The organism is Agrobacterium sp. NPDC058088 (assembly GCF_042885035.1).
Lineage (GTDB): Bacteria > Pseudomonadota > Alphaproteobacteria > Rhizobiales > Rhizobiaceae > Agrobacterium.
In genome coordinates this window covers 314,613-336,592 of record NZ_JBHVSU010000002.1, presented here as the reverse complement: position 1 = coordinate 336,592, position 21,980 = coordinate 314,613, and the positions used below count along the sequence as shown (strand labels likewise).

Annotated in this window: 23 protein-coding genes; 8 read left to right on the top strand and 15 right to left on the bottom strand. The window is 59.1% G+C overall.

What is annotated here, in order from left to right; genetic code table 11:
* The first annotated feature begins 19 nt into the window (after positions 1 to 19).
* From ACFVTJ_RS06900 to ACFVTJ_RS06890, 3 genes are all read left to right on the top strand, one after another.
* A complete protein-coding gene (locus ACFVTJ_RS06900; RefSeq protein WP_386906882.1) occupies positions 20 to 1,318 on the top strand; it encodes a M16 family metallopeptidase in 1,299 nt (432 codons plus the stop codon).
* Positions 1,319 to 1,411: 93 nt separating this feature from the next.
* Complete coding sequence (locus ACFVTJ_RS06895; RefSeq protein WP_386905823.1) at positions 1,412 to 2,011, top strand: GNAT family N-acetyltransferase; 600 nt, start codon at positions 1,412 to 1,414, stop codon at positions 2,009 to 2,011.
* Positions 2,008 to 4,923, top strand: a complete 2,916-nt coding sequence (locus ACFVTJ_RS06890) for an EAL domain-containing protein (protein WP_386905821.1) — start codon at positions 2,008 to 2,010, stop codon at positions 4,921 to 4,923. Before ACFVTJ_RS06895 ends, ACFVTJ_RS06890 begins: the two co-directional genes overlap by 4 nt.
* Positions 4,924 to 5,119: 196 nt before the next feature.
* Here the strand turns inward: ACFVTJ_RS06890 and ACFVTJ_RS06885 are convergent, their stop codons facing one another.
* The 3 genes from ACFVTJ_RS06885 to ACFVTJ_RS06875 form a co-directional block, all read right to left on the bottom strand.
* The gene (locus ACFVTJ_RS06885) at positions 5,120 to 6,214 is read right to left on the bottom strand and encodes a putative zinc-binding metallopeptidase (protein ID WP_386905819.1); all 1,095 of its coding nucleotides are present in this window, start codon (positions 6,212 to 6,214) and stop codon (positions 5,120 to 5,122) included.
* Positions 6,215 to 6,377: 163 nt separating this feature from the next.
* Positions 6,378 to 6,569: a CsbD family protein gene (locus tag ACFVTJ_RS06880; protein ID WP_129564571.1), complete on the bottom strand. Its 192-nt coding sequence runs from the start codon at positions 6,567 to 6,569 to the stop codon at positions 6,378 to 6,380.
* A 107-nt stretch (positions 6,570 to 6,676) separates the two neighbouring features.
* Positions 6,677 to 7,282, bottom strand: coding sequence for a YqgE/AlgH family protein (locus ACFVTJ_RS06875; RefSeq protein WP_386905816.1), 606 nt, complete (start codon positions 7,280 to 7,282; stop codon positions 6,677 to 6,679).
* Between the two features lie 161 nt (positions 7,283 to 7,443).
* Between ACFVTJ_RS06875 and ACFVTJ_RS06870 the strand changes: the two genes are divergently transcribed.
* Together ACFVTJ_RS06870 and ACFVTJ_RS06865 are read left to right on the top strand one after the other, a co-directional pair.
* Positions 7,444 to 8,292 carry a protein-disulfide reductase DsbD domain-containing protein gene (locus ACFVTJ_RS06870; RefSeq protein WP_386905814.1) on the top strand — a complete coding sequence of 283 codons (849 nt, stop codon included), beginning with the start codon at positions 7,444 to 7,446 and terminating at the stop codon, positions 8,290 to 8,292.
* A 98-nt stretch (positions 8,293 to 8,390) separates the two neighbouring features.
* Complete coding sequence (locus ACFVTJ_RS06865; RefSeq protein ID WP_386905812.1) at positions 8,391 to 8,876, top strand: peroxiredoxin; 486 nt, start codon at positions 8,391 to 8,393, stop codon at positions 8,874 to 8,876.
* Between the two features lie 143 nt (positions 8,877 to 9,019).
* Here ACFVTJ_RS06865 and ACFVTJ_RS06860 read toward each other — a convergent pair whose 3' ends face one another.
* The 12 genes from ACFVTJ_RS06860 to coxB form a co-directional block, all read right to left on the bottom strand.
* Positions 9,020 to 9,328 carry a Dabb family protein gene (locus tag ACFVTJ_RS06860; RefSeq protein WP_386905810.1) on the bottom strand — a complete coding sequence of 103 codons (309 nt, stop codon included), beginning with the start codon at positions 9,326 to 9,328 and terminating at the stop codon, positions 9,020 to 9,022.
* Positions 9,329 to 9,464: 136 nt separating this feature from the next.
* Entirely contained in the window at positions 9,465 to 9,905 is a 441-nt protein-coding gene (rnhA, locus tag ACFVTJ_RS06855) for a ribonuclease HI (protein WP_003494262.1), read from the bottom strand.
* Complete coding sequence (locus tag ACFVTJ_RS06850; protein WP_386905808.1) at positions 9,902 to 10,870, bottom strand: homoserine kinase; 969 nt, start codon at positions 10,868 to 10,870, stop codon at positions 9,902 to 9,904. The genes rnhA and ACFVTJ_RS06850 overlap by 4 nt, the downstream gene beginning before the upstream one ends.
* A gap of 94 nt (positions 10,871 to 10,964) precedes the next feature.
* Positions 10,965 to 12,011 carry a 4-hydroxy-3-methylbut-2-enyl diphosphate reductase gene (gene ispH / locus ACFVTJ_RS06845; RefSeq protein WP_386905806.1) on the bottom strand — a complete coding sequence of 349 codons (1,047 nt, stop codon included), beginning with the start codon at positions 12,009 to 12,011 and terminating at the stop codon, positions 10,965 to 10,967.
* A 63-nt stretch (positions 12,012 to 12,074) separates the two neighbouring features.
* Positions 12,075 to 12,809: an SURF1 family protein gene (locus ACFVTJ_RS06840; RefSeq protein ID WP_386906880.1), complete on the bottom strand. Its 735-nt coding sequence runs from the start codon at positions 12,807 to 12,809 to the stop codon at positions 12,075 to 12,077.
* Positions 12,810 to 12,819: 10 nt separating this feature from the next.
* Complete coding sequence (locus tag ACFVTJ_RS06835; protein ID WP_386906878.1) at positions 12,820 to 13,206, bottom strand: DUF983 domain-containing protein; 387 nt, start codon at positions 13,204 to 13,206, stop codon at positions 12,820 to 12,822.
* A 196-nt stretch (positions 13,207 to 13,402) separates the two neighbouring features.
* Positions 13,403 to 14,278 carry a cytochrome c oxidase subunit 3 gene (locus tag ACFVTJ_RS06830; RefSeq protein ID WP_386905804.1) on the bottom strand — a complete coding sequence of 292 codons (876 nt, stop codon included), beginning with the start codon at positions 14,276 to 14,278 and terminating at the stop codon, positions 13,403 to 13,405.
* Between the two features lie 59 nt (positions 14,279 to 14,337).
* Positions 14,338 to 14,958, bottom strand: a complete 621-nt coding sequence (locus tag ACFVTJ_RS06825; RefSeq protein WP_386905802.1) for a cytochrome c oxidase assembly protein — start codon at positions 14,956 to 14,958, stop codon at positions 14,338 to 14,340.
* A gap of 29 nt (positions 14,959 to 14,987) precedes the next feature.
* A complete protein-coding gene (locus ACFVTJ_RS06820; RefSeq protein ID WP_077224630.1) occupies positions 14,988 to 15,119 on the bottom strand; it encodes a hypothetical protein in 132 nt (43 codons plus the stop codon).
* On the bottom strand, positions 15,119 to 16,072 hold the full coding sequence (locus tag ACFVTJ_RS06815) for a heme o synthase (protein ID WP_386905800.1): 954 nt from the start codon (positions 16,070 to 16,072) through the stop codon (positions 15,119 to 15,121). Before ACFVTJ_RS06815 ends, ACFVTJ_RS06820 begins: the two co-directional genes overlap by 1 nt.
* Positions 16,073 to 16,459: 387 nt before the next feature.
* On the bottom strand, positions 16,460 to 18,160 hold the full coding sequence (gene ctaD, locus ACFVTJ_RS06810; RefSeq protein WP_386905798.1) for a cytochrome c oxidase subunit I: 1,701 nt from the start codon (positions 18,158 to 18,160) through the stop codon (positions 16,460 to 16,462).
* Between the two features lie 14 nt (positions 18,161 to 18,174).
* Positions 18,175 to 19,038, bottom strand: coding sequence for a cytochrome c oxidase subunit II (gene coxB, locus ACFVTJ_RS06805; protein ID WP_063947823.1), 864 nt, complete (start codon positions 19,036 to 19,038; stop codon positions 18,175 to 18,177).
* A gap of 431 nt (positions 19,039 to 19,469) precedes the next feature.
* Here coxB and ACFVTJ_RS06800 point away from each other — a divergent pair, with 431 nt between their 5' ends.
* The 3 genes from ACFVTJ_RS06800 to tldD all read left to right on the top strand — a co-directional run bounded on the left by ACFVTJ_RS06800 (position 19,470) and on the right by tldD (position 21,864).
* Positions 19,470 to 19,994, top strand: coding sequence for an invasion associated locus B family protein (locus ACFVTJ_RS06800; protein ID WP_386905796.1), 525 nt, complete (start codon positions 19,470 to 19,472; stop codon positions 19,992 to 19,994).
* A gap of 69 nt (positions 19,995 to 20,063) precedes the next feature.
* Positions 20,064 to 20,369 (top strand): hypothetical protein, encoded by a 306-nt coding sequence (locus ACFVTJ_RS06795; RefSeq protein WP_386905794.1) that lies wholly within the window; start codon positions 20,064 to 20,066, stop codon positions 20,367 to 20,369.
* Between the two features lie 79 nt (positions 20,370 to 20,448).
* Positions 20,449 to 21,864: a metalloprotease TldD gene (gene tldD / locus ACFVTJ_RS06790; protein WP_386905792.1), complete on the top strand. Its 1,416-nt coding sequence runs from the start codon at positions 20,449 to 20,451 to the stop codon at positions 21,862 to 21,864.
* Positions 21,865 to 21,980: the final 116 nt, after the last annotated feature.

The following is a 21,980-nucleotide window of genomic DNA, read 5'->3' as shown; positions in this document are numbered from 1 at the left end:
ACGCGGAAAGACGTTGAGTATGAAAGTTAATGTGACCCGGCTTTCGTCCGGGTTGACCGTTGTCACGGAAAGAATGCCACATCTCGAAAGCGTCGCTCTTGGGGTGTGGATCAAATCCGGCTCCCGCAACGAGACGAATGCCGAGCACGGCATTGCGCATCTACTAGAACATATGGCGTTCAAGGGTACGGCGCGCCGCACTGCCCGGCAGATCGCCGAAGAGATCGAAAATGTCGGCGGCGAAGTCAACGCCGCGACATCAACGGAAACGACCTCCTACTACGCCCGCGTTCTGAAAGACCACGTCCCCCTCGCCGTCGATATACTGGCCGACATCCTGACGGAATCACTATTCGACGAGGACGAGCTGGAGCGGGAGAAAAACGTCATCCTCCAGGAAATCGGCGCTGCCACCGATACGCCTGACGACGTGATCTTCGACAATTTCTCCGGCGTCGCCTATCGCGACCAGACGATCGGCCGGCCGATCCTCGGCACACCGGACACCGTGCAATCCTTCACCAGTGGTGAAATCCGGCATTATCTCGCCCGCAATTACACGACGGACCGCATCTTCGTCGTCGCCGCCGGTGCGGTCGATCACGAAAGCTTCGTGAAGCAGGTGGAGGAGCGTTTTGCCTCGTTGCCGCTCGTACCCACGGCACCGCCCGTCATGGAAAAGGCGATCTACACCGGCGGGGAAATCCGCGAGACGCGCGACCTCATGGATGCGCAGGTGCTCCTCGGTTTCGAGGGCAAGGCCTACCACGCCCGCGATTTCTACTGTTCGCAAATCCTCGCCAATATTCTCGGTGGCGGCATGTCATCGCGCCTGTTCCAGGAAGTGCGCGAGTCCCGTGGCCTGTGTTATTCCGTCTATGCCTTCCACTGGGGTTTTTCCGATACCGGTATCTTCGGCGTACATGCGGCGACCGGCAGCAACGACCTGCCGGAACTGATGCCGGTCATCGTCGACGAACTGCGCAAGTCGTCGGAGATCATCCACCAGGACGAGATCAACCGCGCCCGCGCGCAGATCCGTGCGCAGTTGCTGATGGGCCAGGAAAGTCCGGCAGCCCGCGCCGGCCAGATCGCCCGGCAGATGATGCTTTACGGTCGCCCCATCCCCAATGAGGAGATGATGAAGCGTCTTGAGGACATTACCCGGGAACGTCTCACCGATCTTGCAGGACGGCTGTTTTTCGATACAGTTCCAACACTGTCCGCCATTGGCCCGCTCGAACATCTGCCGCCCCTCTCAGACATGACTGCCGCGCTTTCCGCGCAGCAGCCCGCAAGGATAAAGGCGAACGGATAAACCGATATGAGAGCGGGATTTAAAGGCGAAGTCCGCTCACCTTTTTCGCCGTCCCGCTTGCGGATGGCGATATCTGCCGCACAGGGATCGTGAATGCTGCGTTTTCTTTCCCGACATAGCGACACGCCCGAACTGCGCAGCGCCAATCACCTCCTCAGACTGCCGCGCTACAGCGATTTCAAGCAATGGCATGTGCTGCGATCCGAAAGCCGGCAGTTTCTGCAGCCATGGGAGCCGACGTGGCGGCCGGACGAATTGACCGAGGGTTCCTTTCGTATGCGGGTGGTGCGCAACGGCCAGGAGTTTTCCTCCGGCACTGCCGTCTCCTTCCTGCTGTTCGAAAAAGAGACATTGCTCGTCGGCGGCATCACAATCGGCTATATCAGGCGCGGTGCGGCGCAGAGCTGCATGATCGGATATTGGACCGGCGAGCGGCACGCTGCGCAAGGCCATATGTCTGCCGCATTAAAATTGGTAATACCATACATCTTTAACGGACTTCAGTTGCACCGTATCGAGGCAGCCTGTATTCCGGACAACTTCAAAAGCATCCGGCTTCTCGAAAATGCCGGGTTCCAGCGGGAAGGTCTCTTGCGGGAATATCTGAAAATCAATGGCCAATGGCGGGATCATATGATGTTTTCCCTTCTTGCCGACAAGCAAAGCTCCGGCGGAACGAAGTACGATACATGACCTACAATCACTCCGCGCCGTGCCTGTCGAAACGTCTGGCGGCATTCGCACTGGCTGTGCCGTTTTTCCTGCTTTTCGTGTTTTTTGCCTCTCATTCCTACGCTTTCGAACCGGTGAAGATTTCCCGTGACGACACGGCGCTGGATCTCACCGCGACGACCGATATCTATGCCAATCAGGGCGAAGCCTTTCAGGTCTCGACTGCGCCCGGCCCCGACGGCATCCGCCGCCGTATCGAAGTGCGCGCCAGCTCCGAAGACCATCAGGGCGACTGGGCGGTCTTTGCGCTCGCCAACGTCTCCGAAGAGCAGCTGGAGCGCGTGATCGTCGCGCCGCATTTTCGTCTCGTCAATTCCAAACTGTTCTGGCCCGATCTCGGTTCGCAGCGCATCATCGCGATTACGCCGAGTGAAGGCTTTGCGCTTGATCGCCAGCCGAGCCCGGATGCGGACGTGTTCCGCATTACGCTCAATCCCGGTTCCGTCATCACCTTCGTCGCCGAGCTTTCCACACCGCAGCTGCCGCAGATTTACCTCTGGGAACCGGAGGCCTACAAGGACACGATCAACGCGTTCACGCTGTACCGTGGCATCGTGCTTGGCATTGCCGGCCTGCTCGCCGTGCTGCTGACCATTCTTTTCGTGGTCAAGGGAACCTCGGTTCTGCCAGCCTCGGCCGCACTCGCCTGGGCGGTTCTGGCCTATATCTGCGTCGATTTTGGCTTCCTCGAAAAGCTCATTACCGTCACCTCAAGCGATCAGCGAATATGGAGGGCGGGCGCGGAAGTGGCGCTCGCCTCCAGCTTCGTCGTCTTCCTCTTTACTTATCTCAACCTCAACCGATGGCACGCGCATCTGGGTTATGCGACCTTTGCCTGGGTGGTGGGACTGGCGCTGCTGTTTGGCGTGGCGATCTACGACCCTTCCGTTGCATCGGGTATTGCGCGTGTTTCCTTCGCGCTGACGGCAACGGCGGGCATCGCGCTCATCATTTATCTCGGTTTCAACAAATACGACCGCGCGATCCTGCTTGTCCCATCCTGGGCCCTGATCCTCGTCTGGCTGTTCGGCAGCTGGTTGACCGTGACCGGGCAACTCGACAATGATATCGTGCAGCCTGCCCTTGGCGGCGGGCTGGTTCTGATCGTGCTGTTGATCGGCTTTACCGTCATCCAGCACGCCTTTGCAGGCAGCGCCTATCAGCAGGGGCTGTTCTCCGATCTCGAACGCCAGTCGCTCGCCCTGACAGGCAGCGGCGATACGGTCTGGGACTGGGATGTGACGCGTGACCGCATCGTCACCACGCCTGATATTTCCAACCGGCTGGGGTTGGAGCCCGGCACAATGCATGGTGCTGCGCGCAACTGGTTGCCGCGTCTGCATCCCGATGACCGCGACCGCTTCAAGGCAACGCTTGACGTGCTGCTCGACCATCGCAAGGGCCGCCTCAATCACGAGTTCCGAATTCGCGCCGAGGATGGCCATTTCCACTGGCTGCAAATTCGTGCGCGTCCAGTTCTCGGCTCCAACGGCGAAATCATCCGCTGCGTCGGCACCATCACCGACATTACCGAGCAGAAGAATTCCGTCGAACGGCTGTTGCAGGATGCGATGAATGACAATCTGACCGGGCTCCCGAACCGTCAGGTTTTCCTCGACCGTCTGCAATCGATCCTCAATCTCTCGCCAGACAGCGAGGGAGTGCGCCCGACCGTGATGGCGATCGATATCGACCGCTACAAGCTGGTCAACGATACGCTTGGCATCGCTGCCGGTGACAACATCCTGATTGCGCTAACCCGGCGTCTGCGCCGGCTGCTGAAACCGCAGGATACGCTTGCGCGTCTGGGCGGCGATGAATTTGGCCTGATCCTGACGTCGGAGCGCGATCCGCAGCGGGTTGCCGATTTCGCCGATGCGGTGAACAAAGCGATCATGGTGCCGATCAATTTCGCAAACCGCGAAATCATCCTCACCGCCTCCATCGGCCTCGTTTCGTGGATCGACCAACAGGAGAGTGCGGCCGGACTGCTCAGCGATGCGGAACTCGCCATGTACCGCGCCAAGCGTGCCGGCGGCAACCGCGTCGAGCCGTTCCGCCCCGCCTTCCGCACCTCGGGCACCGACCGGTTGCAGATGGAAAGCGACCTTCGCCGCGCCATCGAGCGCAAGGAGCTGTCGCTTGCCTATCAGCCGATCGTCAAGCTCGACGATGGTGAGCTTGCCGGTTTCGAGGCGCTGATGCGTTGGGAGCACCCCAAGCGCGGCAATATTCCGCCGAGCGAATTCATTCCAATTGCGGAGGCTTCTGGCCTGATTGAACCGCTGGGCATGTTTGCGCTGGAGCGCGCCGCAACCGACCTGATGGACTGGCAACATGCCATCGACAAGATGCCGATTTTCATCTCCGTCAATATTTCCAGTGCGCAACTGCTGAACAACGAACTCTATAACGACGTTCGTGGCATGCTGACCCGCACCCGCTGCAATCCGCAACAGTTGAAGCTGGAACTGACGGAATCCGTTGTCATGGAAAACCCGGAACAGGCGCGGCTTGTGCTGTCCAAGCTGAAGGAAACGGGCTTGAGCCTCGCCATGGACGATTTCGGCACCGGCTATTCATCGCTTGCCTATCTCACCCGCTTCCCCTTCGACACGATCAAGCTCGACAAGGCGCTGGTGGCCAATACCAGCGACAAGCGCAATGTCCTGCTGCGCTCCGTCATCGCCATGGCGCGGGCGCTTGACATGCAGGTGGTGGCGGAAGGCATCGAAACGCCCGAGGATGCAGCGGAACTGGCACGCATGAACTGCCATTTCGGCCAGAGCTTCCTGTTCGGTACTCCGGTTTCGGGCGATGCAGCCCTGAAGTTGCTGAGAGAGCGTTTCCAGCCGACGAAGCGGGCTTCCTAGGGGTAGTATTGCGTAAATGGAAGCGAGGGGGGCGTAATCTCCTCAAATTCCACGTCATCCTCGGGCTTGTCCCGAGGATCTAATCACGCATGCTAAAACTACCGACGTTAGATCCTCGGGACAAGCCCGAGGATGACGACGGAGAGGGCTAATTCTCCCCGGAGCGTCTCGGATTTTCAATCTGCACGCCAAATCGTCACTGAACCGTCGCCTCTTGCTGCGCATCCGCCGCCACCTTCCCATGCAGCAGGTCGTGCACGAACTCCATCTTCGCCACCACCGGCGGCGTCAGCACGAAGGGATAAAGGTCCGCCTCCCCCATGCTGCGCTGGATGGAGTTGATTGCGACACTGAGCGGAATCCAAGCCTTGACCAGCTGCGCGGCGCTGCGGGCCTTATAGGGATCAAACGTCACCTCCGCCGCCATTTCCTCGTGCCCATCAGGATCGATCGCCACGCCGAAAGCGCGCGCCGTCTCCAGCGTATCGACGATATGCAGGTAGTGGGCGAAACATTCGGCGAAATCCTCCCACGGGTGGACCGAGGCATAGGAGCTGATGAAACTCTCCTGCCAGTCGGGGCGTGGTCCGCCATCGTAATTGCTTTGCAGGGCAGCGCCGTAATCCTCGCGCTCATCGCCGAAGACGGCGCGGCAGGCTTCCAGCCGGTTTGCATCCCGCACCAGCTTGTTCCAGATAAAGTGCCCGACCTCATGGCGGAAATGGCCAAGCATGGTGCGGTAGGGTTCGTTCATATTGGCGCGCACCTGCTCGCGCGTTGCATCATCAGCCTCTGCCGCGCGAATAGCGATCAGGCCCTCATCGTGACCAGTCATGGCGGGAATGACGGAACCATCGGGCGCCACCGCATCCACCAGAAAGTCGAAGACGAGGCCACCGGCAGGGTCGGCATCGCGGTTGGGATGCGGCAGGCCAAGCCGCAGGATCGAATAGAACAGATGCCGCTGTGCCTGGCTGATGCGGCGCCATTGTTCAATCCCCTGCTCCGTCGCGATATCAGGCACCAGGCGATTGTGGCTGCAGGCCGGGCAAAAGGCACTTTCGCTTTCTGCCGGCACCGACCAGTTGCAGATGTCGTTCACCTCATTGGCGCAGAACCGCACCTGTTTTTCAGGCTCAGCGACAATCTGCCAGTTCGGCTCACCCGCAGGCGCCAGCGCCTCCATGGAAAGCCGTTCCGGCACGAAAGCCAGACGATGTCCGCAGGCGACGCAGAAGCGGTTGTCAAAATGAACAGGCTGGCCGCAGGATGCGCAGGAGAAAAGCTTCATGGGTGAAACCCTTGCGATGGATCGGGAAAAAGTAAGGCTTAAAATGCGAAGGCGACGACGTGACGACCAAGTCGCCATGTCCCTCGCACGACAAGAGCGCATGTGCGAAAACACATGCGCTCTACGCGCCACATCGTCTGAAGCGCAGTCCCGTCAGGCGGGATTACATGCGATCGACAGCGCCCTTGACGGCATCTTTGGCCTTGCCGACAGAGCTCTGAACCTTGCCCTTGGTTTCCTGGGCCGCACCCTTGGCGCGCAATTCATTATTGCCCGTCGCTTCACCGACGTTCTTCTTCACCTTGCCAGCAACTTCATTGGCTTTACCGGCGATCTTATCAGATGTGCTACCCATGTTACTTCTCCCTATTTTAGCCGTACTGTCTGTTCGGCTTTCCGGGGTAGTAACGTAGGGGGTGAGTATTTGGTTCCAGCCAAAAACGACGGGACACAAAAGTAGGGTCAAGCGTGCCCGGCATCCGTGGAGAGCATGCGCGCATCAACGCCCATCAGGGCCAGCGCCCGCTCATATTTATTATCCAGGCCACGATCGAAAATCAGCTCTTCCGCGGCCGGGCAATTCAGCCAGCCATTATTGGCGATCTCGTTTTCCAGCTGGCCCGGACCCCAGCCGGCGTAACCGAGCATCATGGTCGCCTTTTGCGGGCCTCGGCCGTTGGAAATGGCACGGACGATATCGAGCGTCGCCGTCAGCGAAATGTCGTCGCTGACCGGAATGGAGGATTCGCTTAAGTAATCGTCCGAATGCAGCACGAAACCACGGCCGGATTCGACCGGGCCGCCGCACTGAATGGGGAATTCGCGGGTGCGATTGGGCAGCATGATGGCGTCGTTGCTATCCACCAGTTTCAGATGCAGCAGGATATCCGTAAACGTGATCTGTTGCGGACGGTTGATGATGAAACCCATCGCACCTGCATCCGAATGGGCGCAGATATAAATCACCGAACGGGCAAAATTGCCATCGTCCAGTCCCGGCATCGCCATGAGGAACTGACCATCCAGAAAGCCACGTTCGCGTTTGTCCATCAGGGTTGAAAAGCTCACCGGCGCCTCCAGCAGACCGAATCTCGTCATTGAACGAAAAACGGTGTTCGCACTTCGACAAAGGACAGGATGCGGCATAGCGCCCGATCAATCAACCGAAAATGATGAACCCCACGAATTCGTAACTGGCCCGACGGGCGATGTTGGGTTAGACGGGAAGCATGAGCCTCAGGATATTCTTTCGATTTTCACATCTTCGCCTTGCGGCCGCAGTTGCCGCCCTCCTCGGCGGCGCGCAAGCCGCCCGGGCCGAAATTACCGACTGGGCGAGAAGCGAAGGCGGCCAGATGCGGGTGGCAAGCCTTGCCATGGATGCGGACGGCGTGCTGCGCGGCGTGCTGCAGATCGAGCCGAAGGACGGCTGGATAACCTATTGGCGCGAGCCGGGCGAAGCCGGCATACCGCCGAAGATCACGCTTGATCCGGCAAGCGGCGTCAGCCTCACCACCATGGCCTATCCGGTTCCGAAACTGATCGAGAACGGCGATATCACCGATATCGGTTATGACCACGCCGTCAGCCTCCCTTTTCAGCTGAAGGTCACCGATCCGGCGGCAAACGGGGCTATCGATCTTACTGCCTTCATCGGCGTGTGCCAGAATATCTGCATTCCCTTCGAAGCGAAATTTTCCATCGCCCGCGGCAATGCCGGTGATGATGACAGCGAGGAACGCCGCCTTCTCGAAGAGGCACGCGAAACTCTGCCCGAGGCTCCCTCCGACGATTTCAAGGTCATCGATTTCCATATCACGCCCGACAAGACCATGCTCGGCGTGCAGCTGCAGCTACCGGAAAACGCGCCGAAGGAGACCGAAATCTTCATCGCCGGCCCATCGGGCTTTGCCTATTACGAACCGCAGAACATGGTGCGCGACAAGCGCAAACTCTCCTTCTACATGAACATCAAGGGCCTGCCGAAAACCTATCAGGTCCCGGGCAACAGCTGGCCTATTCTGGTCAAGTCAGGCGACCGGGCCATGGAGACCATGCTGAATTTCCCGAAGCCGTAAGCGGCGTTTTGCGGCGGAATTTAACTCGAAAACCGCATGACAGATTTCATTTCCGTGCTCTATAGTCGCGCAAACCGAACGGCTACAGGAGCACGGACATGACCATCAAGATCGGCGACAAACTGCCTTCCGCAACCTTCAAGGAAAAGACGGCCGACGGCCCGGTGGAAACCAGCACGGACGCGCTTCTCGGCAGCAAGAAGGTGGTTCTTTTCGCCGTTCCCGGCGCTTTCACCCCCACTTGCTCACTGAACCATCTGCCGGGCTACCTCGAAAACCGTGACGCCATTCTTTCCAAGGGCGTGGACGATATCGCCGTCATCTCGGTCAATGACTGGCACGTCATGGGCGCCTGGGCGCAATCATCGGGCGGTCAGGGCAAAATCCACTTCCTCGCGGACTGGGATGCGTCTTTCACCAAGGCGCTCGGCCTCGATGCCGATCTGTCCGGCGGCGGTCTCGGCGTGCGCTCCAAGCGTTATTCTATGCTGGTGGAAGACGGTGTGGTGAAGTCACTCAACGTCGAAGAAAACCCCGGTCAGGCGACTGTTTCCGCTGCTGCGGCGATGATCGAGCAGCTTTGATGTTGAAAATGGCCCCTTGGCCTAGATAAGACGTCGTCCTCGGCCCTGTGCCGAGGATTTGACCACGTCCAACTCAATCGAGACGTTGCAGATGCTCGGGACAAGCCCGAGCATGACGGAAAGAGAGCGGCGAGAAGCCGCTCTCAAACATTCATATCGAACACCAGAAGACCAGCCAGACCGCCATCGGTGAGCGACACCAGACGTTCCCCCGCCTCCACATGCTGGGGATGGGCGAGATAGTCATCGCGGGCTTCCGGGCTTTCCAGCGTCACGATGAAGCCATCGACGAAGCCGCCGTTCAGGCCTTCGGGCGAGACATTCTGGCCGTATTTCACATCGATGATGCCGGGTATCACGTCTTTCAGGGCTGCAATCGCCTCGAACGCCGCGTTTTTTTCAGAGGTTGCGGTCGCAGCCTTGAACCGTAAAAACACACAATGCAGGATCATTCGAATTCCTCTCCTGCGCTCGGCGTGACGCCGGCGCTCTTGACGACAAGATAAGTCGGGTTTCGGTTTTCACAACCCCGGATAATGGGCCGAAGATCAAGTCGACGTATTTTACCGCACCAATAGCAGGCTTCGATTACCGGCGTTTGAAGGGCTCCATGCCCTTGCGCGCCAGTTCATCGGCACGCTCGTTTTCCGGGTGGCCCGCATGGCCCTTCACCCAGTGCAGGGTAACCTTATGGCGCTCCTGCGCCGCTTCCAGCGCCTGCCACAGCTCGACATTCTTGACCGGCTTGTTATCGGCCGTCTTCCAGCCCTTCTTTTTCCAGCCGAAGATCCACTTGGTGATGCCGTCCTTCACATAGGCGCTATCAGTATAAAGATCGACTTCGCAGGGGCTCTTCAGCGCATTGAGCGCCGAAATAGCGGCCAGCAACTCCATGCGGTTGTTGGTGGTCTCGGCTTCTCCGCCGGAGAGTTCTTTCTCCACTTCACCGTAGCGCAGCACCGCGCCCCAGCCGCCCGGGCCGGGATTGCCGGAACAGGCACCATCGGTGAAAATATCGACATGTTTCATTCGCCCGCCAGCCCATATTCGGCGACATTCGCGATGGAACGGTGGAACCGCAGCTTGCGCAGATATTCCAGCGGGTCTTTTTTGACCACCAGCGCGCCTGCCGGCGTCGTCAGCCAGTCGTAAAGCCGCGTCAAGAAGAAGCGCAGCGCCGAACCGCGCGCCAGAAGCGGCAGCGCTTCCAGTTCCGCTTCGCCGAGCGGCCGCACCGACTGATAACCTTCCAGAAGCGCCTTGCCCTTGGTGACGTTATAAGCGCCGTCCTTTTCGAAGCACCAGGCGTTCAAGCAGATCGACACGTCATAAGCCAGCAGGTCGTTGCAGGCGAAATAGAAATCGATCAGGCCGGACAGTTCGTCACCGAGGAAGAACACATTGTCCTGAAACAGATCCGCGTGGATGACGCCGGCTGGCAAATCTTTCGGCCAATGGGCCGCGAGATAATCGATCTCAGGGCGAATTTCGTCTTTCAGGCCCTTCTCCACCTCGTCCGCACGCGCTTCGGACTTGTCCCACAGCACCTTCCAGCCTTCGACCGAGAGCGCATTCGGCCGCTTGATCTCAAAACCTTCACCGGCCAGATGCATGGCGGCCAGCGCCTTGCCGACTTCGCGGCAATGTTTCGCTTCCGGCTTTCTCAGCCACATGCCTTCAAGGAAGGAAATAAGCGCGGCGGGGCGGCCCGACAGCTCTCCCAGCAACGCGCCATCCTTGCGCGGCAACGGCAGGGGGCAAGACAGGCCCTTGGCGGACAGATGTTGCATGAGGCCGAGGAAGAAGGGCAGATCGTTTTTCTCCACCCGCTTTTCATAAAGCGTGAGGATCAGCGGATCCTTGGTGGTATGGAGCAGGAAATTGGAGTTTTCGACGCCTTCGGCAATGCCCTTATAGGAAGTGAGGCTGCCGACGTCGTACTGCGTGAGGAAATTCCTCAGATCATCTTCGGTGATATCAGTATAAACTGCCAATTTTAAAATCTCTTGATGAAGGATGGAGTGGAAATGTCGGGGGAAGGATGACGCATGTCGAACGGAAACCGCCCACATCCGGTGCTATCCCGCTTCAGATGCCGGTGGCGGCTTTCGGCGGCAGCGCATCATTGGCATTGCCGTTCACGAACGCCATGTCGTCCGTCGTCAGCTCGATGCTGCGCAGCTCGCGATTGACGAGGAAATGTTCCGTTTCCTCAACCGTCACGGCGAGATCAAGCGTCGTATCGAAACGCGCCTTGAAGGCCTCGATAATCTCATCGACAATCACCTCTGGCGCCGAAGCGCCGGCGGAGAGGCCGACCGTGCGGATATCGCCGATCTCATTCCAGTCGATTTCCGACGCCCGCTGCACCAGCACCGAGCGCTTGGCGCCGGCGCGCAGCGCCACTTCGACCAGCCGCTTGGAATTGGACGAATTGGGAGCGCCGACGACGATGAAGAGGTCGCAGCCGGGGGCCGCCTGCTTCACTGCATCCTGACGATTGGTGGTTGCGTAACAGATACTGTCGGCGGCGGGCGCCTGGACGGCCGGGAAACGCTCCTGAAGTCTGGCAATGACGCCAGCCGTATCATCGACCGACAATGTCGTCTGGGTGACGAAGCCGAGATTGTCGCGATCCAGCGGTTCGTAACGGTCCGCATCCTCGACAGTTTCGATGAGCGAGACCGTGCCTTCGGGAAGCTGACCCATGGTGCCTATGACTTCGGGGTGACCGGCATGGCCAATCAGGATGACATGGCGGCCAAGCCGCTGGTGGCGCATGGCCTGCTTATGGACCTTGGAGACCAGCGGGCATGTGGCATCGAGATAAAACAGGTTGCGCGCCTGCGCATCTTCCGGCACGGATTTTGGCACGCCATGAGCCGAAAAGACCACCGGCTGCTCGCGGTGCTCCGTCGGGATTTCGTGCAGTTCCTCGACGAAAACCGCACCCTTGGCTTCCAGCCCCTCCACCACATAGCGGTTATGCACGATTTCGTGGCGAACATAGACCGGCGCGCCATAGGCCTTCAGCGCCAGCACGACGATCTGGATCGCCCGGTCCACGCCCGCACAAAAGCCGCGCGGTCCGCACAGCCTTATCGTCAAAGGGGGTTTGGAAACGGCGATGTTCATTCCAGCTCCTTGGCCAACTCCTTGGCATTGCCCGGCAAGCTGCCTCACCGGGCGGCGCGCTCTTCATTCACCCTGCGCCTTACCGTTCCGGAAATAGGCAAAACCGACGACGATGACAAGGGCCGCCGCCAGACCATACCACGTTATCGCATATTGCAGGTGATTGTTGGGCAAATCTATCAGCGTCACGCCGCCCTGCGGCCAGCCGCCGGGATTGGGCGCATTGTCCGCATCCACGAAGAGCTTGACCAGCCGGTCGGACGGCACTTCGGCGCTGGACGCCATCGCCGCCAGATCCTTCCAGTAGAAGATATTCTTGCCGATATCATTGTCCGGCAACAGCGAGGATGGTTTTGCAACCAGCGGCGCGCGCACCAGCCCTGTTATCGTCACCTCGCCGCTCACCTGGCCATCGGGCCGTTTGGCCGCGTCCTTCATCTCAAAGGGTACGAAGCCGCGATTGACGAAAAGAATGCGGCCATCGGCGAGCGTCAGCGGCGTATAGATGTAATAACCGGTCTGGCCCTGATGGGTGGCGAAGAAATGACGCTCGCGGCTGTGATCAAATATGCCTGACAGCCTGACCCTGCGATATTCAATATCGCCGGCTCTTCTGGCGATCGCCTCGATCTCGGCAAGTGTCGCTGGAGTTGCGCTGCGCCGGTGGTCGATATCGGCCATCAGCGCTTCTTTCCAATAGAGCCGCTTCACCTGCCAGGTGCCAAGCCCGAGGAGAATGGCGAGCGCCAGCAGCACCAGCGGCGCGGCAAACCAGACGCGCCTCTGCGCCGCCTTCATGTGGGACATGTCATTCACGATCAAGTCTGCCTTCGCTTGCATTATTCCGATATTGCAACGCAATCATGATCCCTTTGAGCTTGCGCAGCAGCAGGAGGGAGACAAAAACCGTAAACGGCAACCACAGCAGGATATGCACCCAAACGGGGGGCGCGAAACGCTGATCGACCCAGAGCGCTAGCCCGACCACCAGAAAACCGACGATAAGCATGACGAAGACAGCCGGTCCATCGCCAGCATCGGCAAAACCATAATCCAATCCGCAGGCGCTGCAGGCGGGTTTGATGGTCAGAAAGCCATCGAACAGCCGGCCGTTTCCGCAACGCGGGCAGCAGCCTTTCAAGCCCACCTTGATGGGGTCAACAGGGGCGAAATTTCCGTTTGATGGTTCAGACATGGAGAGACCTTCCGCGAAGTTGGCCAAAGCCCGAGGGTGACAGCGAGCCTGTTTTAAGCGTGCGTCTAAACCAAGGCAGTGATCTGTCGCTCGGCTTCGCTGCTTGTTTCTTCTCCCCGGCGGGGAGAAGAAACACGTGGCACCCGCTCGCTCCACAGGATGCCTTGCTGCGGACCCAGTCCTCTATCCGACGCAATCAGCCGTGGATCGGCGCGCCCCAGCCACCCCAGATATAGATGGCGAAGAACAGGAACAGCCAGACGACGTCGACGAAGTGCCAGTACCAGGCGGCCGCCTCGAAGCCGAAATGCTGCTTTGGCGTGAAACCACCGGCAATGGCGCGGAACAGGCAGACCAGCAGGAACACCGTGCCAACGAAGACGTGGAAACCATGGAAACCGGTGGCCATGAAGAAAGTCGCGCCATAGATCGAATTCTTGAAGTCGAACGGCGCGTGAATGTATTCGTAAACCTGCACGGTGGAGAACAACACGCCGAGCGCTACGGTGAGCGCGAGGCCGCTGATCAGGCCCTTGCGGTCATTGTGCAGCAAGGCGTGGTGCGCCCAGGTGACGCAGGTGCCCGACAGCAGCAGGATGACGGTATTATAAAGCGGCAAATGCCAGGGATCGATGACCTCGATGCCCTTTGGCGGCCACTGCCCGCCGGTATATTCGAGGCGGGATGCCTGAATGGCCTCATGCGGGAAGAGGCTGGCATCGAAATAGGCCCAGAACCAGGCCACGAAGAACATCACCTCCGAGGCGATGAACATGATCATGCCGTAGCGCAGATGCAACGAGACGACGGGCGTATGGCTGCCCTCATGGGCTTCCTTGATCGTGTCCGCCCACCAGGCGTACATGACGTAAAGCACGATGACGAGACCGATGTAGAACAGCCACGGGTTGGCAAGCTCATGACCGAACAACTTGAAGGAGCCACCCGAGAGATAACGCATGTAGCAGACGCCGCCGAATGTCATGACGAAGGCGCCGATCGAGGCCAGAAGCGGCCAGGGGCTCGGATCTATGATGTGGTAGTCGTGGTTCTTCTGATGCGTATCTGCCATGACGACAATCCCCTGCTATCTCTTCCCTGATCCGGCCCCCTCAAAAGACCCGGATCTCCTCATTGCAATTTGCTGTCGCCAGATTCTGTCTTTACCGGCAAGGACGCAACCGGTTTTTCGGTTTTGGCCGGATAAAACGTATAGGACAGCGTTAAAGTGTGAACGCTCTTGGTTTCGCGCGCCGTGGCGATGTCAGGATCGACGAAAAATACCACCGGCATTTCCAGTGTTTCGCCCGGCTGCAGCGTCGTTTCGGTGAAGCAGAAACACTCCACCTTGTTAAAGTAGGCGCCCGCTTCCATCGGCGTGACGTTGAAAACAGCCGTACCCGTGGTCGCGACCGGCGAACGGTTCGTTGCCTTGAACGTCACCTGCACGGTTTCGCCGATCTTCGGCGTGACCTTCTTGTCGACCGGGCGGAAATCCCAGTTGAGGCCGTTCGACGTGTTGGCGTCGAAGGTCACGTTGATGGTCTTGTCGAGGATGACGTCGGAATATTGCTCGACGCGCTGGGTCGTGCCGTTATAGCCGGTGACGCGGCAGAACAGGCTGTAGAGCGGCACGGCGGCATAGGCCATGCCGATCATGGCGCAGAAAAACACGAGACAGAGCACGAGAATGGAGCGATTGCTCACCTTCTGCCTGCCTGTCGCTGCCGCCTGCGTTTCCATATTTGCCATCTCCTCCTCCTCTCCCCCTAATCAGCGCGTCAGTGCGAGCCGATCTTGATGATGGTGATGATGTAGAACAGCACCACCAGGCCGGCCAACAGGAGGCCGAGCGCGATGTTGCGCCCGCGTCTCGATTTTTTCTGAGCCGCGCTCAGCTCCACCGTTTCCATCACAGGACTCCCGACATGACGGCCTTGAGAGCCGGCGCGAAATGATCGGCCAGCAGGCCTGAGAAAATCGCGAAGAGATAAAAAACCGAATATGCGAACATCTTCTTGGCCGGCAGCATTTTCTCGTCACCGTCAGGCATACGCCGGACAATGAGCGAACAGTAGACGAAGATTGCGCTCAGCAAGGCGGCGAAGATGCCGTAACCGGCGCTCGCAAGGCCGGTGAAATAAGGTGCGACGGCCGCAGCGGCCGTGAGCACCGCATAAACGATCATCTGGTTTTTGGTCGAACGCTCGCCGGCGACATTCGGCATCATCGGAATGCCGACCGAGCCGTAATCGCGCATCTTGAAGAGCGCCAGCGCCCAGAAATGGGCCGGTGTCCACAGGAAGATGATGAGGAACAGGATGACGCTATCAAGCGAAACACCGCCCGTGACGCAGGCCCAGCCGAGCATGGGCGGAAAAGCGCCGGCAGCGCCGCCGATGACGATGTTCTGCGGCGTCGAGCGCTTCAGCCACATCGTATAAACGACGGCATAAAAGAAGATGGTGAAGGCAAGCAGGCCAGCCGAGAACCAGTTGACAGCAAGACCGAGAATGACCACCGAAAAGGCCGACAGCGTCAGCCCGAAGGCAAGCGCCTCGCGCGGCGCGATGCGACCCGACGGGATCGGCCGGCTGGCGGTGCGGCTCATCACGGCATCGATATCGGCATCATACCACATGTTGAGCGCGCCGGATGCACCGGCGCCAACGGCGATACAGAGAACGGCGATGATGCCAAGGATGGGGTTGATTTCACCTGGCGCCAGCACCAGGCCGGCAAAGGCCGTGAAGACGACGAGCGACATGACGCGTGGCTTCAGCAATTCGAAATAATCGCGCGCGCCGGCTTCCGAAAGTTCGGAGCCCTGTGCACCCAGCATGTCGCGATCGTCGATAACGGTCATGTCCTGTCCTGCTTCCTTCAGATGCCGCCAGAAACGACATCCCTTGCACCGGCCCGAAAACAAAGGGATTTCCGGCATGCACGATGCTTCAATTCATGGGTCCCGAACTTGCCCGCAGGAACCGGCATCGGGACAACCGATACCGGCATGTGCCGGCCATTCGCCGCACCCTGCCGCCATTCGTCTGCGCTTGCATTTCATAAAGGCCATATTTGGCTTTTATCACGTCCGGAGCATGTATCACGTCGGACTGTTGGCATCGCTTGGACAAAATGTCACGCGGCAGGAGCCCTGCCCGTTCGGGAAACGGCACGGATCAAACCGCGCCGTCCCTCTTTTTCAGCGACCGGACTGCGCAAGCCAAGCCTGCGCCCTCCGGCCCGCGCATCAGCGAATGCGCGGCAGCTGTTCCCACTGGTGGTATGGCGGCGGCGAAGACAGCTGCCATTCAAGCGTCGTCGCACCTTCACCCCATGGATTGTTGCCTGCGATCCGCTTCTTGGCGAAGGCTTCCCAGACGCCGAAGAGGAAGATGCCAACGGCAACAGCCGAGATATAGGAACCGTAGGACGATACCATGTTCCAGCCGGCGTAAGCGTCGGGATAATCGATGTAGCGGCGCGGCATGCCAGCGAGACCGAGGAAGTGCTGCGGGAAGAAAATCAGGTTCACGCCCACGAACATGACCCAGAAATGCAGCTTGCCGATAAACTCGCTGTACATGTAGCCGGTGATCTTCGGGAACCAGTAATACCAGCCGGCGAAGATCGCAAAGACCGCGCCCAGCGACAGAACGTAGTGGAAGTGAGCCACGACGTAATAGGTATCATGCAGCGAACGGTCGAGACCGGCATTGGCGAGCTGCACGCCGGTGACGCCACCGACCGTGAACAGGAAGATGAAGCCGATTGCCCAGACCATGGGTGTCGAGAAGGTCAGCGAGCCGCCCCACATCGTCGCGATCCACGAGAAAATCTTGATGCCCGTCGGCACTGCGATGACCATGGTTGCGAAGACGAAGTAGCGCTGTGCTTCGAGCGACAGGCCAACCGTATACATGTGGTGCGCCCAGACGATGAAGCCAACGGCGCCGATGGCGACCATGGCGTAAGCCATACCGAGGTAACCGAAGACCGGCTTCTTCGAGAAGGTGGACACGATGTGGCTGATGATGCCGAAACCGGGCAGGATCAGAATATACACTTCCGGATGGCCGAAGAACCAGAACAGGTGCTGGTAGAGGATCGGGTCACCGCCGCCTTCCGGCGAGAAGAATGCCGTGCCGAAGTTGCGGTCGGTCAGAAGCATGGTGATGCCACCCGCCAGAACCGGCAAGGACAGAAGCAGCAGGAATGCGGTGACCAGAACCGACCAGGCAAAGAGCGGCATCTTGTGCAGCGTCATGCCCGGAGCGCGCATGTTCAGGATCGTGGTGATGAAGTTGATCGCGCCGAGGATCGAGGATGCGCCGGCAACGTGCAGCGAGAAGATCGCAAGATCCACCGCCGGTCCGGGCATGCCACTGGTCGATAGCGGCGGATACATGGTCCAGCCGCCGCCCACGCCGTAAGCGCCTGCCGGGCCTTCCACGAAGAGGGAAAGCAGCAGCAGGATAAAAGCCGGCACGATCAGCCAGAAGGAGATGTTGTTGAGGCGCGGGAAAGCCATGTCCGGTGCGCCGATCATGATCGGAATCATCCAGTTGGCAAAACCGCCGATCATGGCCGGCATGACCATGAAGAAGATCATGATGAGCGCATGCGCGGTCGTAAACACGTTGAACATGTGCTTGCCGCCATCGATGGCAGCGTCGCCCTCGAAGCCGTAAACCATCGATGCAAGACCGTGGAAGATCTGGATGCCCGGCTCCTGCAGCTCCATACGCATGACGACGGAGAGGCCGCCGCCGACGATACCGGCGATGATCGCGAAGATCAGGTAGAGCGTGCCGATGTCCTTATGGTTGGTGGACAGGAACCAGCGGGCGAAGAAGCCCGGCGTATGAGAATGATGCGCGTCATGCGAATGATCGTCATGAGCGGGATGACCATGCGAGTGATGATCGTCGTGTGCGGAAGGTCCAGCCATTGTCGTCACTCCAGTCAGTTGGTTTCGTTGGCCGCAACATCGACGGTGCGCGGCGCGCCATCGACGGAGGCCATCAGCGCCCGGTTTGCCGCATTCAGGTCAGAAGCGGCGGCGGCGTGCCAGGCAGTGTATTGCTGTTCGGAAACCACCCGAATGGCGATCGGCATGAAGGCGTGGTCCTTGCCGCAAAGCTCGGAACATTGGCCGTAATAAAGGCCTTCCTTCTCCGGCTTGAACCATGTTTCGTTGAGGCGGCCCGGCACGGCATCGATCTTGACGCCGAAAGCGGGCATGGCGAAGGCGTGGATTACATCCGTCGGTGCTGCCGTCACCAGAAGGCGAACGGTCTTACCGACGGGAACGACCATTTCATTGTCTACGGCGAGAAGACGCGGATAGCGGGCCTTGTCCTCCTTGCCCGCTGCGGCGCGATCCTGATCCTTCAGCAGATAGCTGTCGAAGGAGAGCGGCTCGGCGCCTTCGGCTGCCGCATATTCATAGCTCCACAGCCACTGCGTGGCCGTCGCCTTCAGCGTCAGATCAGGGTTTTCCGGCTGCGTCAGCTGTGCGTTCAGAAGATTGAACGAGGGGAAAGCGAGGAACAGGAGAATGAGAACCGGCGCCAGCGTCCAGACAACCTCGATCGCCGTGTTATGGCTGGTCTTGGAAGCCACCGGATTTTTCGCGGCGCGAAATTTCAAGGCGACGATGATAAGCAGCGCAAGAACGAAAAGCGTGACCGGAACAATGAACCAGAGCGTATATTGTTCGAACCAGCGTATTTCGTGCATGATCGGCGTGGCGGCCTCCTGCATGCCCATTTGCCAATGCACCGGCTGATCGGCGTGGGCGCCGACAGCCGTGAGCAGACAGGTCATCCCCGCCAGTGCTGCGTAAATCCTATTCCTCACTGTACCCTCTCCCTCACGCGCCTGATCCAGATCAATCACAGGCGCAGAATCCATGCTAATGGTAATAACTTCAAACCACAGTTTGCCCTCTGCCGCAATATGCGTGAGGACACGGAAGCGCCCCAATTTTGCCATTGATCAATCCGCAGGCGAGTTTCCTGCACCCTGTGCGTGAGCTCTCCGACCGAAGGCGATTTCTAGCCGCCAAAATGCGACAAGCCCCGTCTGCCAGCCGGTTTGATCAGCGGAGAACGAAGGACGCACCGGACAAATCCATCCCCCATGCGGGCCAACAGGTCCTATTTCCGCCCAACTCGGCTGGAATTGAAGGCTCCAGGCTTTTTTTTCCGGATTATGGCGTCAAAATAGCCGCACTGATTCGAATCCCAGAGGTATCCATGCGTCTTTCCCCGCTCGCGCGCACTTTTCTTGCCGCCGCCGGTCTTGCCATCATCGCCCCCGCTGCCGCAGCGCTGGCGCAACAGCAGCCGCCCGGCACGCCGAAGTCGACGCATGGCGCATGGTCCGTCATCTGCGACAAGCCGGCTGGCGCCTCCGAAGAACAATGCGCGCTGATGCAGAACGTCATTGCCGACGACCGCCCCGAAGTTGGCCTTTCGGTGGTCATCCTGAAAACCGCCGACCGCAAGTCGCGTATTCTGCGCATCCTTGCGCCGCTCGGCGTGCTGTTGAAGGATGGCATGGAACTTTACATCGACAACAACAATATCGGCCGCGCCTATTTCACCCGCTGCTTCTCCGAAGGCTGCTATGTCGAAGTCGATATTGATGACGAGCTGCTGAAGGTGCTGCGCGCCGGCAAGAACGCCGTTTTTGCACTGCGTGAATCCGTGGATCAGGATCGCGTAGGTATTCCGATCGAGCTTACCGGCTTTGCCGAGGGTTATGACGCGCTTCCCTGAGCAAAGGGAGTTGCTTTTCAGTACTCAAACTATACCATGAACGTATAGTTTTAGAGATTACTGAAAAATATGAAAGAATTTCGACCTATTCCGCGGCGCTCTATCTATGGCGCCGCCATTTTTTACATTGCCGTCGCTTTTGTTGCGAGCTCAGCGCAAAGCCTTGCGGTTTTACCGGCGGCCTTACAGACAGGATCGGGCCTTGAGCTGGCGATATCGATCATTGCAGGAAATCAGATTGCCATTCTTCATTGGCAACGCTTGGCCTCAGATCCTAATCACCGCTACCCCCTCACGCTAAAGCTTATCGTTCACCAGGCAGGTGTATATGTGGCAGCTTTCACTGTGGTCCATCTCATTTTTCGAATGACCTGAGCCTCATCACGCTTTGGCTTGCCACCGGCGGCGCACGATCCTACATGCTTGCCAGACACTATTCAGTTTGGAGCCGCTAATGACCGACGACCTTGTAAAACTCTTCGATTGCGATGAAACGCAATTGCGCAAGCTTGTCGGCGAGGCTCTCGCGGGCGCTGACGATGGTGAGCTTTTCATCGAACATGCCCAGGCCGAATCGCTGACTTTCGACAATGGCCGCCTCAAGGGTGGGTCATTCAACACCGATCAGGGTTTTGGCCTGCGCGCCGTTGCCGGCGAGACGGTGGGTTACGCCCATGCCGGCGAGCTTTCGCAAGGCGCGCTGAAGCGGGCTTCGGATGCGGTCGGCGCCGTCACGCGGGGTTATTCCGGTTCTTATGCGGCGGCACCGCAACGCACCAACAAGAAGCTCTACGGCGATGAGAACCCGATCGGCAGCCCGAGTTTTGAGGATAAGGTGAAGCTCCTCACCGATATCGATGCCTATCTGCGCGACAAGGATCCGAATGTGCGGCAGGTGACGGCGACGATTTCCGCGAGCTGGCAGGTGGTGGATATTCTGCGCGCCGATGGTCATCGTGTCAGCGATATCCGCCCTATGACCCGCATCAATATTTCCGTCGTCGCCGGCGAAGGCGACCGGCAGGAAAGCGGCTCTTACGGCATTGGCGGACGTGTCGGTTTCGGCGATTTCATTACCACAGAAAACTGGCAGCGCGGTGCGGATGAAGCGCTGCGTCAGGCGCTCGTCAACCTCACCGCCATCGATGCACCTGCCGGCACCATGGACGTGGTGCTGGGCTCCGGCTGGCCCGGCGTCATGCTGCATGAGGCTGTGGGCCATGGCCTTGAAGGCGATTTCAATCGTAAGAAGACCTCGGCCTTTGCCGGTCTGATGGGCGAAATGGTCGCCGCGCCCGGCGTGACCGTGGTGGACGACGGCACCATCGACAGCCGCCGTGGTTCGCTTACCATCGATGATGAGGGCACGCCTTCTGCTTATAATGTGCTGATCGAGAACGGCAGGCTGGTGGGCTATATGCAGGACCGCCAGAACGCGCGGCTGATGGGGGCGAAAGCGACCGGCAACGGCCGCCGTCAGGGTTATGCCTATGTGCCGATGCCGCGCATGACCAATACCTACATGCTGTCGGGCGACAAGACGCCGGAAGAGATCATCGCCTCCGTGAAGAAGGGCATCTATGCCGTTTCCTTCGGCGGCGGCCAGGTGGATATCACCTCGGGCAAATTCGTGTTCGGCTGCACCGAAGCCTACCTGATCGAAAACGGCAAGATCGGCGCGCCGGTGAAGGGCGCGATGCTGATCGGCAACGGGCCGGATGCGATGAAGCGCGTCTCGATGATCGGCAATGATTCCAAGCTCGATACCGGCATCGGCAATTGCGGCAAGGCCGGACAATGGGTGCCGGTCGGTGTCGGCCAGCCGCATCTGCGCATGGACCAGATCACCGTCGGCGGTACGAAAGCGTAAATGTGCCGACCTGGGGGTTAAGACGGTCAATGCGGGCATGTAGTGCGCGATTGTGATGTAGCGGTACATCCTCACAGCCGGCACATGGCTGCCAGATGCTGTTTTCTCTGGCGTGT

Coding starts and splice junctions, on each gene's coding strand:
- ACFVTJ_RS06825 (WP_386905802.1), bottom strand. CDS start 14,958: ATGGCAAATATGGAAACGCAGGCGGCAGCGACAGGCAGGCAGAAGGTG.
- ACFVTJ_RS06795 (WP_386905794.1), top strand. CDS start 20,064: ATGAAAGAATTTCGACCTATTCCGCGGCGCTCTATCTATGGCGCCGCC.
- ACFVTJ_RS06885 (WP_386905819.1), bottom strand. CDS start 6,214: ATGAAGCTTTTCTCCTGCGCATCCTGCGGCCAGCCTGTTCATTTTGAC.
- ctaD (WP_386905798.1), bottom strand. CDS start 18,160: ATGGCTGGACCTTCCGCACACGACGATCATCACTCGCATGGTCATCCC.
- ACFVTJ_RS06890 (WP_386905821.1), top strand. CDS start 2,008: ATGACCTACAATCACTCCGCGCCGTGCCTGTCGAAACGTCTGGCGGCA.
- ACFVTJ_RS06840 (WP_386906880.1), bottom strand. CDS start 12,809: ATGAAGGCGGCGCAGAGGCGCGTCTGGTTTGCCGCGCCGCTGGTGCTG.
- ACFVTJ_RS06800 (WP_386905796.1), top strand. CDS start 19,470: ATGCGTCTTTCCCCGCTCGCGCGCACTTTTCTTGCCGCCGCCGGTCTT.
- ACFVTJ_RS06815 (WP_386905800.1), bottom strand. CDS start 16,072: ATGACCGTTATCGACGATCGCGACATGCTGGGTGCACAGGGCTCCGAA.
- tldD (WP_386905792.1), top strand. CDS start 20,449: ATGACCGACGACCTTGTAAAACTCTTCGATTGCGATGAAACGCAATTG.
- ACFVTJ_RS06860 (WP_386905810.1), bottom strand. CDS start 9,328: ATGATCCTGCATTGTGTGTTTTTACGGTTCAAGGCTGCGACCGCAACC.
- ACFVTJ_RS06900 (WP_386906882.1), top strand. CDS start 20: ATGAAAGTTAATGTGACCCGGCTTTCGTCCGGGTTGACCGTTGTCACG.
- coxB (WP_063947823.1), bottom strand. CDS start 19,038: ATGACCTGTCTGCTCACGGCTGTCGGCGCCCACGCCGATCAGCCGGTG.
- ACFVTJ_RS06870 (WP_386905814.1), top strand. CDS start 7,444: ATGAGCCTCAGGATATTCTTTCGATTTTCACATCTTCGCCTTGCGGCC.
- rnhA (WP_003494262.1), bottom strand. CDS start 9,905: ATGAAACATGTCGATATTTTCACCGATGGTGCCTGTTCCGGCAATCCC.
- ACFVTJ_RS06895 (WP_386905823.1), top strand. CDS start 1,412: ATGCTGCGTTTTCTTTCCCGACATAGCGACACGCCCGAACTGCGCAGC.
- ACFVTJ_RS06830 (WP_386905804.1), bottom strand. CDS start 14,278: ATGGCAGATACGCATCAGAAGAACCACGACTACCACATCATAGATCCG.
- ispH (WP_386905806.1), bottom strand. CDS start 12,011: ATGAACATCGCCGTTTCCAAACCCCCTTTGACGATAAGGCTGTGCGGA.
- ACFVTJ_RS06865 (WP_386905812.1), top strand. CDS start 8,391: ATGACCATCAAGATCGGCGACAAACTGCCTTCCGCAACCTTCAAGGAA.
- ACFVTJ_RS06880 (WP_129564571.1), bottom strand. CDS start 6,569: ATGGGTAGCACATCTGATAAGATCGCCGGTAAAGCCAATGAAGTTGCT.
- ACFVTJ_RS06835 (WP_386906878.1), bottom strand. CDS start 13,206: ATGTCTGAACCATCAAACGGAAATTTCGCCCCTGTTGACCCCATCAAG.
- ACFVTJ_RS06820 (WP_077224630.1), bottom strand. CDS start 15,119: ATGGAAACGGTGGAGCTGAGCGCGGCTCAGAAAAAATCGAGACGCGGG.